The sequence below is a fragment of the Marinobacter algicola DG893 genome, assembly GCF_000170835.1.
Taxonomy (GTDB): Bacteria; Pseudomonadota; Gammaproteobacteria; order Pseudomonadales; family Oleiphilaceae; genus Marinobacter; species Marinobacter algicola.
Genome location: NZ_ABCP01000001.1, coordinates 192411 through 205260, shown reverse-complemented (window position 1 = coordinate 205260; position 12850 = coordinate 192411). Strand labels below are relative to the sequence as shown.

Here is a 12850-nt window from a genome sequence, read left to right as displayed (position 1 = left end):
ATGAGCAACACCCTGCATCACAAGCTCGCCACGATGCTGGATGTGGTTTACCCGGCAACGGATACGGGCCTTCTTGCAGATCAATTGCTCGAAACCATGGCGCTGGCTAGGGATACTTCGGCGCCCCCGGCCCACCAGAATAACTGGGACGAAGCCGATGTCATGTTGATTACCTACGCGGACACCGTCCAGCGCACTGGTGAGAAGCCACTTCAGACACTCAACCGGTTTCTTGACGACTGCCTGAAAGACACTGTGTCTGCTGTGCATATCCTGCCGTTTTTCCCATACAGCTCAGACGACGGTTTCTCTGTGATGGACTATCTGGCGGTCAATGAATCCCATGGAGACTGGGAAGACATTGAGCGTATTGCCGGCGACTACAAATTGATGGCGGACCTGGTTATCAACCACATGTCGGCCCGCAGCCGCTGGTTCGAGAACTTCCGGAAACGGATCGATCCTGGAAAGGACTACTTCTTCGAGGCCAGGCCTTCAGACGACCTGAGCGCTGTGGTTCGGCCCCGCACATCCCCCTTGCTGAACGCCGTTCAGACAGAAGACGGTGAACGTTACGTATGGTGTACCTTCAGTGAAGACCAGGTGGACCTGAACTTCGCAAATCCTCAGGTGCTGAACGAGTTTGTGGGTATCATCCGTTATTATCTGGAGCGGGGCGTGACCATTTTCCGGCTCGATGCGGTGGCTTTTCTATGGAAAGAGGTCGGTACGTCGTCGATCCATCTGCAACAAACCCATGAACTGATCAAGATCCTGCGCCTGTTGATCGAACACCACACCCCAGAGAGCGTTGTCATTACGGAAACCAACGTTCCCAACCGTGAGAATCTGACCTACTTCGGCAATGCCAACGAAGCCCACGTGATCTACAACTTCTCCCTGCCACCGTTGCTGATCAACACTCTGGTCACCGGCAACTGCCGCCATCTGAAAACCTGGCTGATGAGCATGCCGCCGGCGCAGATGGGCACCACCTACCTTAACTTCATTGCCTCCCACGATGGCGTAGGCCTGCGCCCAACGGACGGCCTGTTGACGGAAGAAGAGAAGCTACGGCTGATTAACACCATGGAATCCTTCGGCGGTAAAGTCTCCTATCGGCGCACGCCAGATGGCAAGGATCAGCCCTATGAAATGAACGTGGCGTTGTTTGACGCCTTGAAGGGAACAGCGGAGGGAGGCGCTGATGATTGGCAGTTGCAACGTTTTATTTGCGCCCACACCGTTATGCTGGCGCTGGAAGGGATTCCTGCATTCTACATCCACAGCCTGCTGGGCACTGAGAACGACCATGAGCGGGTTGAGAATACCGGTCGCCTGCGTTCCATTAACCGAGGGCAGTGGAACCTGGACACTTTGGAAGCAGAGTTAGCGGACCCGCTGAGCCATCATCACAACGTGTTCACCGAGCTCAAGCGCCTGATTGCCATTCGCCGCAAGCAGCCCGCCTTCCACCCCAATGCCACCCAGTTCACCCTCCACCTCGGCTTGCAGCTTTTCGGCTTCTGGCGCCAGAGTATGCGTCGTGACCAGTCGATCTTCTGCATTCACAACATCACCGATGAGGTCCAGCAGGTTTCCCTGGGTGACATTAACCTGATAGGAACCGATCAATGGCAGGACCTGATCTCCGGCCTGAAGATTGACGACCTGTCTGGCAGCCTGACCCTCAAGCCCTATCAAAGTGTGTGGTTGTCGAACCGGGAATGATGGCAGAATGCGCGGATGCCATCGACAGCCCAGCCCCGCATTCTATTATTGTCCGCCTACGACGCCGGTAGCCACCAGCGCTGGCGTGAACAACTGGTGTCCAGCCAGCCTGATTTCGATTGGGAAGTACTGGCGCTCCCGCCCCGGTTCTTCCGCTGGCGGATTCGCGGCAATGCACTGACCTGGTTGCAGGAGCCGGCACTGAAGGCCCACTATGATCTGCTGATCGTGACATCCATGGTGGATCTGGCGTCCCTGAAGGGGTTTCATCCTCATCTGGCGCGCACGCCCACGATTCTCTACATGCATGAGAACCAGTTTGCCTATCCGGATTCCGGCCGGCAGCATGCCAGCGCCGAGCCCAAAATCGTCAATCTTTACAGTGCCGTTGCTGCGGATAAAGTGCTGTTCAACAGCGCGTGGAACCGAGACAGCTTCCTGGACGGCGCTCGCCGCTTCCTGGAAATGATGCCGGACGGGCTACCCGATGGCCTGTTGGATGGTATTGGCAGGAAATCCCAGGTAGTTCCCGTGCCGATCGAAGACCGCCTGTTTGTTGAAAGAACGAAACCAATCAACGCTCAGCGCCCTCACATCCTGTGGAATCACCGCTGGGAATACGACAAGGCGCCAGACCGGCTGTCTCTGTTGCTGGATTCGCTTGCCGACGCCGGCCAGGACTTCCGGTTGAGTGTGGTAGGGGAGCAGTTTCGCAAGGAGCCCGAGGCATTCGGTGGTATACGTGAGCGACACCGGGAGCGCATAGTGAACTGGGGATACCTGCAGAGCAGGGCGGATTACGACCGTTTGCTGGGCGAAGCCGATGTGGCCATCTCAACGGCTCTGCATGATTTCCAGGGGCTGTCGGTATTGGAGGCCATGGCATCTGGATGCGTGGCATTGGCGCCGGACCGGCTGGCCTACCCGGAATACCTGCCGGCGGCGCAACGCTATGCCAGTCACGTGGATAATCCAGCGGCGGAGGCTGACGCCGCGGCCGGCCTACTAAGCCGCTTAATACATCAACCACCGGAGACTTGTAGGCCTGGAGATTGGCGACTTAGTGAGCTGCAAAAGAAATATTACAAAGTGATCAGTGCAACCCTGGGCCAGCAGACGGTATCCTGAGCCTGACCCAAAATACGGAGTAAGCGCAGATGATGAGAGCCATCAAGATCAGTGGCGACACACTGAGCTGGGAGGCCTACGAAGAGCCTTCCGAGGTGCCCGAAAATCATGTGGCTATTGATATTGCGTGGACCGCCATCAACCGTGCGGACCTGATGCAGAAAGCCGGTGTGTATCCGCCACCGCCCGGTGCGTCGGATATCCTGGGCCTTGAAGTCAGCGGGACTGTTTCCAGGGTGGGAGAGGGCGTTGATCATCTCAAGCCCGGTGATGAAGTATGCGCTCTGCTCACCGGCGGTGGTTACGCCACCCATGTGGTGGTGCCTGCGGTTCAGGTGTTGCCCATTCCGAAGGGTTACAGCCTTAAAGAGGCAGCGGCCATTCCGGAAGTGTTCGCGACCGCCTGGCTGAATCTCTATCACGAAGCCGCCCTCAAGCCCGGTGAAAAAGTGCTGGTCCACGCTGCTGCCAGTGGCCTTGGTACGGCCGTTATTCAATTGGCGACGGCTCTCGGTAACCCGGTGTTTGCCACGGCCGGTGACAACGAAAAACTGGAGACTTGCAGGAAGCTGGGGGCCAGCGGTGTCTGGAATCGCAAGGACGGCTCGTTCGTCGATGCCATCAAATCCTGGGGCGGGGTGGACATGGTGCTGGACCCGGTTGGCGGCAACTACATCGCCGAAGACCAGAAAGTACTGAATATGGACGGCCGAATCATACTCATTGGCCTGATGGGCGGCCGCATGGCGGAAGTGGATCTGGGGCTGATGTTGATGAAACGCCATCGTCTGATCGGCTCAACCCTGCGTTCCCGACCCGTGGCGGACAAGGGGGATGTTATGAGTGCCCTGTATAAGCATGTCTGGCCACTGCTCAGTGCCCGACAGATTGATCCGGTGATTGATAGTGCCTGGCCTATCGAAAAGGCGGGGGAAGCCATGGCCTATGTGGCGGAGAATCGAAACATCGGGAAAGTCTTGTTGCAGGTTGCCGGGTAAACCTCCTTCCCTGGAGGTTTTCCGGATCAATCGGCGATGTGTACCAACTGCTTGCCGAAGTTTTTCCCTTTCAGCATACCCTTGAAGGCTTCCGGTGCGTTTTCCAGGCCTTCCGCGATGGTCTCGCGGTATTTGAGTTCGCCAGAAGCCACACGGTCCGCCAGGAGGTTGGTGATTTCCTGATGTTTGTCCTGCCACTCTGTGACCAGGAAGAAACGGTGCTCCGGCACCGGGTCCAGCGCCTTGAAAACGTGGAAGGGGGTTTCCACCGAGCCCATGTCTTCGGCGTTGTAGGCAGACACGAAGCCGCAGATAGGCACTCGTGCGCCAGGGTTGAGTAACGGCGCCACGGCACGGGTAACGGCCCCGCCCACGTTTTCGAAGTAGATGTCGATGCCGTTGGGGCAGGCAGCTTTCAGATCGGCTTCCAGATTGCCAGCCTTATAATCCACGCAGGCATCAAAGCCCAACTCTTCCACCACATACCGACACTTCTCTGGGCCTCCGGCCACACCGACGGTACGGCAACCTTCTTTCTTGGCGGTTTGCCCAACCACCGTGCCTACAGGGCCGGACGCGGCGGACACCACAACGGTCTCACCGGATGTCGGCTTGCCCACGTACATCAGGCCGCAATAACCGGTGCGTCCGGGCATCCCGGCAACGCCAAGGTAGGCCTGCAGGGGCACATTGTCCTTCGGGTCAATCTTATAGACCATTTCCGCATTGGCAGGGAACACCACATACTCCTGCCAGCCCGAGTAACAGGTCACCAGGTCACCCACCTTGAGATCATCTGACCGGGACTCGACAATCCGCGCGACGCTCTCGCCAACGATGACCTCGTCAAGGCCAATAGGATCCATGTAGCCCTTGGCATCGTTCATGCGGGGGCGCATGTAAGGGTCCAGAGACAGCCATAGCACTTTGGCCAGGACCTCGCCTTCCTTCAGTTCGCGGACTGGCCGTTCCTCAAGAGCCAGGTCGCCCTCCTGAATTTCACCTTGAGGACGCTGCTTGAGAATTACCGCTCGATTGGTATGGTTGCTCACAAATCATCTCCGGTTGCATAATGAAACCAGATTAGGGTGCAGCAGATTCGTTTTGAGGTCAACATCCCGGCTTTGAGAAACCGGGGTTACATTCTCCGGCCTGATCGTTATAATCACCCAAGCTCAGGACGAGCTGTTTGTTGATCGACGCCAATTTCAGACTTCTTCAGGGACCGAAGACATGCCCCAGGCAACCGGACTGCAGTTCACGGCCACCCTTGGCCAACTCCCCAAAGACCTGTTCGTGGTCGCCCGTTTCGAGCTGACCGAGCACCTTTCCAGTCTCTGCTACTGCACGCTGGAGCTGGCCAGTACCTCGCCCGACATTGCCCCCGAAGACGTGCTCGAACAGCCCGTGGACCTGGTGATGTGGCAGGACGGTGTACCGCTGCGGCGCTTCACCGGCGTGGTCAACGAATTTGTCCGGGGCGACTCCGGCCACCGCCGCACCCGCTACGACGTCATCGTCCAGCCCCCACTGTGGCGCCTCGACCTGATGCACAACAGCCGCATCTTCCAGACCCAGAGCACCGACACCATCGTGCGCACCCTGCTGGAAGAGCGGGGCATCATCGACACCGTCTTCGATTTGAAACGGACCCCCGAAGAACGGGAATACTGCGTCCAGCACCGGGAAAGCGACCTGGCCTTTGTCGAACGCCTGGCCGCCGAAGAAGGCTGGCACTATCGGTTTAACCACGGCGACGTCAATGGCGAAGAGCCATCCGCCCTGATCATCGCCGACCACCACGGCGACGCCCCCAAACTGGACCCGGTGGAGTACAACGCCAAGGCCGGCGGCAGCACCCGCCAGAGCACCGTCTACCAGTTCCGCTACCGGGAACGGGTCCGGGCCGCCTCCGTGGCCACGAAGGACTACACCTTCAAGAACCCCGCCTATGCCCTGATGCACGAACACCAGGCCGACAAACTCGACGGCCAGCGGGAAGACTACCAACACTACGACTACCCCGGCCGCTTCAAAGCGGATGCCAGCGGCCAGCCGTTCACCGAAACCCGGCTGGATGCCCTCAGGAACGACGCCGCCATCGCCGACGGCCAGAGCAACCGCCCCGACTTCACCGTGGGGGCCAAAGTCGAACTCACCGACCACGACAACCCGCGCCTGAACCGGGAATGGCTGTTCACCAGCATCACCCACACCGGCGAACAACCCCAGGCTTTGGAAGAAGACGGCAACAACGGCGCCACCACCTACCACAACGCCTTCAACGCCATCCCGGCGGACAGGACCTGGCGGCCCCAGGTGGAACATCGCCCGATGATGGACGGCCCCCAGATTGCCCTCGTTACCGGCCCGAAAGGCGAAGAGATCCACTGCGACGAACACGGACGCGTCAAAGTGCGATTCCCGTGGGATCGCTACTCAAAGAACGACGAACACTCCAGCGCCTGGCTCAGAGTCAGCCAGGGCTGGGCCGGTGGCCAGTATGGTTTCATGGCCTTACCGAGAATCGGCAACGAAGTCATCGTCAGCTTCCTGGACGGCGACCCGGACCAGCCGATCATTACCGGCAGAACCTACCACGCCACCAACACACCGCCGTATGCGTTGCCGGAACATAAAACCAGAACCACCCTCAAGACCCAGACCCACAAGGGCGAGGGCAGTAACGAACTAAGGTTTGAAGACGAAGCGGATAAGCAACAGATCTACGTCCATGCCCAGAAAGACCTGGACCTGTTGACGGAGAACAACCGCACCGAGGTTGTTAAGAACGAAAGCCACCGAACGGTGGACAACAACGAGTTCAGCAATATCAAGGGCAGCGACCACTGCACTGTGGACGGTGAGAAGCGACAGACAGTCGGCGGCGACTGCAGTCAGAACATCGGCGGCACCTTCCACCAGAAATCCGCCCAGGGCACGCTCAGTGAAGCCGGCACCGAAGTTCACCACAAGGCGGGCGCCAAAGTGGTGCTGGACGCGGGTGCAGAACTCACCATCTCCGCTGGTGGCAGCCTGCTGAAACTGGATCCGAGCGGCGTGACCCTGGCAGGGCCCGGTATCAAGATCAACTCTGGTGGGTCACCGGGCAGTGGTTCCGGGCAGGTTGTTGTGATGGCGGAAATGCCGCAGACAATCGAAGCCGGCCAGCCTAACAAGTCCCAGCAAGAAGCACTTGCAGAGGTTGATCAGCGGGAGAATGCTCCGTCAATCAACGTGGAGTCCCAGCTCGCTGAGCTCAGGAAGGGTAATGCGACCTGTCCGGTTTGTGAGGGGCAAAACTCATGAATCCCGATTGCTGTCCTCTATCAGAGTCGCCGTTTACCCATTTTAACTGGCCTGACCATCATCCGGTTGGGCTTGTTCTGGATGGTGTGGCTATTCCCGACCTCGGCGAACAGATATACCAGTGGGCCGGAGACCAATCCGTTAATGCGGAATGCCTGTTCGCGGAAACCCGCTGGGAGGCTGTATCGGCGCTTTCTCCCTGGTTAGTTTGGCTTAGCGGGCCGGAAGACCCGGTGCTGAAAGGCTTTCTGGAACTTGGCCCCGCGCGAGAACAGGGGTATCTGTTGGTATCTGACACAGACCGTACGACCTGCTCCCGCTGGATTCAATCTCATCTGCAAATAGAGATGGCACCGGGTTGTGAAGAGTTGGTACGCATAGCCCATCCAGCAATAGCCAGAACGGTGATTGGGGGCAACCTGCCCCGGTTCCCCGTTAGGGCCATAGAACGGCTCATGATTCCGGATAGTATCAGCGGGCAGTGGCACCTTGTCGAGCCTCCGGCCGTCCAGCCAGGCACCACAGGTGATCAGCCCGAAAAAATGATGGCCTCGCCGGACCTGAAGAGTGCCTTCGATGCCTTCAATCGGCGTAAAGATGCACTGCAGATATGGAACAGCCTTGATGAATCGGTGCGCAAGCAGTTGGGTGGCTCCGAACTAATAGATGCTTACCCGCTGCTTCGAAGCGTGCTGGACAAGGCGATTATCAACGGTTGCAACAGCGTGCGAGAGATTATGCAGTTCCTATTCGCAAACTTGCCCCGAACAAGCTGATACAATGCGGTGATCGAAACAGTGCCCCAACTGGCTCAAGGATGAACCATGACACGGATACAACGCCCCACGGACGACCGAACAAGTAACGATCTTTTGTGCTGGGAACAGCCAGGCACCCCCATTGATGAACCCGCTTCATGCCCCTTGCTGAAAACCGTGCACCTGCTGCCCATCCGCTATGGCAGGGTAGAGGTTGCGCCTGCGGATACCGATCCGGGATATCCGTACTCACTAACTTCTCGTCCCATCGGTTACCGTCTTCTGAGGCATGGCTATCTTTATGTCCTGGATGCCGATGCCGAGGAGCTCCACGAGTACCTGCATGAAGACGGTGAACTAACGGGCCACAATGACGGCAAGCTGGAGTACCCGGTATCCCATACGTTGTACGTCGCCTTCTCGGAACTGGCATGGACTGCTCGCAAGAAAGCCCAGGTGCTGGATGATCTTCAAGAGCGTGATGCCCTGCTGCAGAAGATCGATCTGGCCAGCGCATCGCCGCTTGGCGGCGGCCGGCATCTCCTGACACCCGACCAGGCCAAACAGTGGGTGGCGGAGTTTGCCGAGGACTACACGCCGGATGCTCCCGAAGACGGTCACCGTCAGGAAAGCGAGCCCTATCACTGGGAAAATCAGCCCTACTACCACCAGACCCGCTTTGGCAGACTGATCAAGCAGCAGGCCATCGATGATGTCTCCAATTGCCTCTGCCTTGTCCTGAGGGACGATGTGGGTGTGATGCTGGATCTGGCGCAACATCAGGACGACGTGGTGGGCTGGCTGGATGACTGGGCCGCCAGCGGCGAACAGGAAGGCCACACCGAGCGGGACTACGTACTTGGCAGCCTGATCGAATCCATGACCACCGTCAGCGATGAGGTTTTGAGCCAGACGGCCGCCAGCACCGGCGATAAAGCTTTGGACGCCTTGATTGATGACACCACCGCAGTCGAGCGCCAAAGCATCTACCGATACCTGGAAGTACGCAAAGACTATCGCGGACCGGAGCCGCTGGGGCCAGAGGCTTGGCTCCGGGAGCACCACAGCGATAACCCTCTGGTCCAGGTGCAACTGGATATGGTGGACACACTCGGTTACGACCGATTCCAGCAGCACCGCCCGGCCATCAACGCACTCAATCTGCAGAACTATTACAAGCTCAATGGTGCCAAGTTGGGGCAGCGGGGCATCAATGACCTGATTGACCGCGAGGGCATGGCCGAGTTTCTGTCGGCCCAGCGCAAGAAACTCGCGCGCTGGCACGCTCTACTGGAGAAAATCACCGATGACCGTGCCACCCTCCTATGCGATGGGCATTTCCACAAGGCGGCCTGGTATTTTGACAATCAGGACGATACGCAAATTGAGGCCGCCCTGGCCCTGCAGTATGGCTGCATGAAGGATGTCTGCCGTAGTGACAGCGCCGCCGAACGGGTATTGGCCTGGATAGAGGCTAACCCCCAGTATGCACGCCCCTTGTTTCATACGCTGCCACTGGCGGAGCAGGCCCCGGATCAGGAGCCGTATACGACCTACACCTCGATAGGCAAAGCCGGTTATGACCTGACGAAAAATGCGTTGGAATGGGCACAAACGCTCAAAAACGCGGAGGCTGGGCGGCTACCGGATATCAAAGCGCTATCCGAGGAGATACAGCTAAAAGCCGCCGCCGTCGGTGACACCCTGTCACCGGCCATGGCATTGGGCCTGGCCCGTGCGCTCCAGCCGCTCTATGAGGTCGCTGAGGGTAGAGCCTTGCCACCGCTGGACGACATCTTTCGAGACCTGCCGTTTTTCTTCAAGGGCCAGATGCTGGATGCCATCCATGCGGGCGAGGTAGAGTTCAGGGTCGCCAGCCCCGAAGCACTGGCTGCCTTTCAGGACAACATCCGCCGCTTGATGGGCCTGAGTGATCAATTGCGCAACCTGGCCCATGAGCACGAATTGGCGAAAGCCCGCCATGGCCACCGTTCCGAGGCCGCGACTCGACTGGTGAATGAATTCAAGGCCACCCGGGAAGAGCATCGTGAATTGGGCCGCCGTGTGGCGGCGGGCATGAGCCCTGTTGAGGAAACTCAACATGGTATCAAGCTGGAGCCTGCCGAATCCGGCCGTGCCGGATTAACGGTATTGGCGCCTGCCGCTGCCCATCAAGCTATCGGCAATGCCATGGCCGATTTGCGGCTTGGACGAGTGCCTTCGTTGAATGTGAACACGCTGGGAGATGGATTGGGCGTTCTTGTTGCAGTGGCGCAGGCGGTAAATTTTTACTCTGTTACTCAGGCGACGTTTTCCGAAGATCGGGAAGCGATTGTATGGAAACCATTTATTGAAAGTGCTTTCGCGACAGCAGGCGCTGGTTTTCTGGCCGCCCAAAGCATTTCGGACACCCTGCTGACCGCGCGTGCTACCAAGTTGGCCGGAAACTGGCAGCGTGGTGCGCTGAAAGCCGTGCATATTCGGCTTGGAATGTTGCATGGTGGCTTGGGCATCGTCAGCTACATTGCCGGAATGTTCGGTTATGCATTAAGTACCGTTAAGCACGGGGGCGAATGGGTTGACGCGATGAAAACCGGGAACAGTGCGGCGGCCACGGGCGCCACGCTGAGTTTTGTTGGCAGCGCCGGTCTGACCGCAACCAGCACTTATGGCACGCGCCAGACGATCAACGGTCTTGCCCAGGTTCTCAGGTCAGCGCCGGGTGAGGACCGGGCACTGGCCTGGGCTTCGTCAGGTACCCGGCTTTCTAGCCTCTTTGCGCGCCTGAACCTTTTTGGGTTGGCGTTTTCGGTCCTGGAACTGGCAGGTACATGGCTTTACAACCACTACAACCTGAGCGAGCGGGACAAGTGGCTGCTGAGCACCCCCTGGGGTACTGAGCCGGAGCGCAACAAGAACCTGAGCCTGGCAGAATATGAAGCGGCCCTCGCGGCCCTTGCTGACCCGGTCAGCATTACGCCTGCAACAAAAACCGAGGGTAAGACCTCCGACGTTATCCTAAATATTCACAACTGGGGGGCAACCGCCCTGAACCAGGATCTGGGGCTGGTTAACAAGGAGCCCTATCGCCTGTCGCTGTCCGCCTGGCAAGTACAACCGGCTCGGTCGGGTATGCTCAATCGCCTGCCGGAAACCTGGGTACGCCGTGCCGCACCAATCATCGAATCCATGCAGGTACTGGACAGCAGCGACCACCTGCAACTGCAGTTCACCGTGCCACAGCCGGTGAAGACGAAGTACGGAAAGGAAACCCGTGATCTTGTGGTAATGGTCCGCTTGGAAACCCTGGGGGCGGACGGAGCCTATCGCACACACGACCACCTGTTAACCCTGCCGCCGGAACCGGTATTCCCGATCACACCGGTGGACGACTCACCCCATGATGAGCCTCTATGGCGCCCCATTCGCCAACCCCTGACCGCGCTGGACCTGTATCCATGAACCAATCCGAACCCTTGCGCCCATCCCCAAAGCCCCATCAGGCCGGAGAGGTTGAAGCCTTCCCGACCGGTCGCTTGACCTATCTGGCTCCGAAGCCGCTTCCAACCGGTGCATTGCCGGTGGACTACGGGCGTGCTGTGGGTACTGTCACGGGCCACTATCTCGATTTTGGCGTTGGCAACTCCTTTGCCTTTGCCTGGCAGATGGTGTTGGGAGGACCGTTTTTGGGCTTTCTAATGGGGGCTGTATTTATTCCACTATTGGCTTTTTGGGGCGGATTTCATTTTGGTAATGGATGGTCCGACGCGACCTGGGCTTTTTGGGACGTTATGTCGCTTTCATTCTGGATCGGTCTGGGAGGGGGGCTGTTTGTGCTTTTGCTTGGTCTGCAAACCCGCTGGCAGATGCATGGCCGCGTTGAAAAAATCGTCCCAACCCGCTTTAACCGCCAACGCCGCGAAGTCTGCTTCGTGCCGGAAGGCCACAGCGAGCCGATCTATATTCCGTGGGAGGAACTGGAAGCCTGGGTGGTTGAGGCACAAGGCGTCAGCGAATACGGAGTGCGCCGCCAGTATGGGTTCGGGATTGGTTTCCGGCACCCGGAGACGGGCGAACAATTCAACCTGGAATTTGAAACCCACGGCCTGCCGCTCTCTATTAGTAACTGGGAAGCCCTGCGGGCTTACATGGAATACGAGGTGCACACTCTGGAAGAGATCCAGCCTCACGGCGAGTTGATGGCATCCGACGAGCCCCAGGCCCCGGGTGCAGGGCCGGAAGAGGGCGTAGAGTTTTTCCACAATGCCCGGCGCAACCTTCACGCGCGCCGCAAGGCGGGCAAAGTGGGCTGGATTTACGTGTTCTTCTGGTATCTGTATCACGTGATGACCTTCTGGACGATTCCCAACCGATTGGTGGTCTGGGAAAACGCCAAGATGCGCCGCCTCAGCCAAAAGGCTTTGCCGGAGAGCATGGAAGAATGGTCACAGCCGCTGCCGGAAAGCGAGTGGGCCCAGCCCAGCGAGAAACTGAAGCGCCAAAGCAGACGGGTGCTGGAGCTGCAAAAGGCGGATCCGCAAAAGCCGGCTACTGAGATCTTTGCGCAGGTCAGCGAGGAGTTTTCAGGTGATGCCTCAATGACCGCATAAACAAGCGGTGGTAGTACTGAATAATTTGAGCCAGTTTACCCGCCGGCCCTTACTCTATGGTCAAAGTCTTCGGGGAGAGCATCGTGAACGAAGTAACGAAAGCAATTTGCCTTTCGTGCAATGGATTTAGCTAATTTGCAGTCGTTCGTCGTTGATCACGGAAGAAGTTTTAAGCTAAGGAAACAAGGATGTGGGATTTCATCGGGTACGCAGGTGTTGCTATTATTTCAGGTGGGCTTGCGCCCATGATGCCGCGCTAATTGTTGAGTCAAACCAATTTAGCTCTGTGCCGGCCTCTGATCGGGGGGGGGGCGTA

General features: G+C 58.2%; 8 protein-coding genes. 7 read left to right on the top strand and 1 reads right to left on the bottom strand.

Translation table 11 applies throughout. The annotated features are described in order from the left end of the window. The 3 genes from MDG893_RS00895 to MDG893_RS00885 are packed head-to-tail and all read left to right on the top strand — an operon-like array spanning position 1 to position 3857. Positions 1 to 1731: a sugar phosphorylase gene (locus tag MDG893_RS00895; protein WP_007151817.1), complete on the top strand. Its 1731-nt coding sequence runs from the start codon at positions 1 to 3 to the stop codon at positions 1729 to 1731. Positions 1732 to 1746: 15 nt separating this feature from the next. Beyond that, positions 1747 to 2859: a tRNA-queuosine alpha-mannosyltransferase domain-containing protein gene (locus MDG893_RS00890; RefSeq protein WP_007151816.1), complete on the top strand. Its 1113-nt coding sequence runs from the start codon at positions 1747 to 1749 to the stop codon at positions 2857 to 2859. Between the two features lie 29 nt (positions 2860 to 2888). Continuing rightward, entirely contained in the window at positions 2889 to 3857 is a 969-nt protein-coding gene (locus MDG893_RS00885) for an NAD(P)H-quinone oxidoreductase (RefSeq protein ID WP_007151815.1), read from the top strand. A gap of 26 nt (positions 3858 to 3883) precedes the next feature. Here MDG893_RS00885 and MDG893_RS00880 read toward each other — a convergent pair whose 3' ends face one another. After that, positions 3884 to 4909: an NADP-dependent oxidoreductase gene (locus MDG893_RS00880; RefSeq protein ID WP_007151814.1), complete on the bottom strand. Its 1026-nt coding sequence runs from the start codon at positions 4907 to 4909 to the stop codon at positions 3884 to 3886. Positions 4910 to 5090: 181 nt separating this feature from the next. On the opposite strand from MDG893_RS00880, the gene MDG893_RS00875 reads away from it, so the two are divergent. From MDG893_RS00875 to MDG893_RS00860, 4 genes are read left to right on the top strand one after another with little or no spacing between them, the layout of a single operon-like run. Further along, positions 5091 to 7166 (top strand): type VI secretion system Vgr family protein, encoded by a 2076-nt coding sequence (locus tag MDG893_RS00875; RefSeq protein ID WP_007151813.1) that lies wholly within the window; start codon positions 5091 to 5093, stop codon positions 7164 to 7166. Further along, positions 7163 to 7942 (top strand): DUF4123 domain-containing protein, encoded by a 780-nt coding sequence (locus MDG893_RS00870; protein ID WP_007151812.1) that lies wholly within the window; start codon positions 7163 to 7165, stop codon positions 7940 to 7942. The genes MDG893_RS00875 and MDG893_RS00870 overlap by 4 nt, the downstream gene beginning before the upstream one ends. 48 nt (positions 7943 to 7990) lie before the next feature. After that, entirely contained in the window at positions 7991 to 11386 is a 3396-nt protein-coding gene (locus tag MDG893_RS00865; RefSeq protein WP_007151811.1) for a toxin VasX, read from the top strand. After that, entirely contained in the window at positions 11383 to 12534 is a 1152-nt protein-coding gene (locus MDG893_RS00860; RefSeq protein ID WP_007151810.1) for a hypothetical protein, read from the top strand. The genes MDG893_RS00865 and MDG893_RS00860 overlap by 4 nt, the downstream gene beginning before the upstream one ends. The last annotated feature ends 316 nt before the right edge of the window (positions 12535 to 12850 follow it).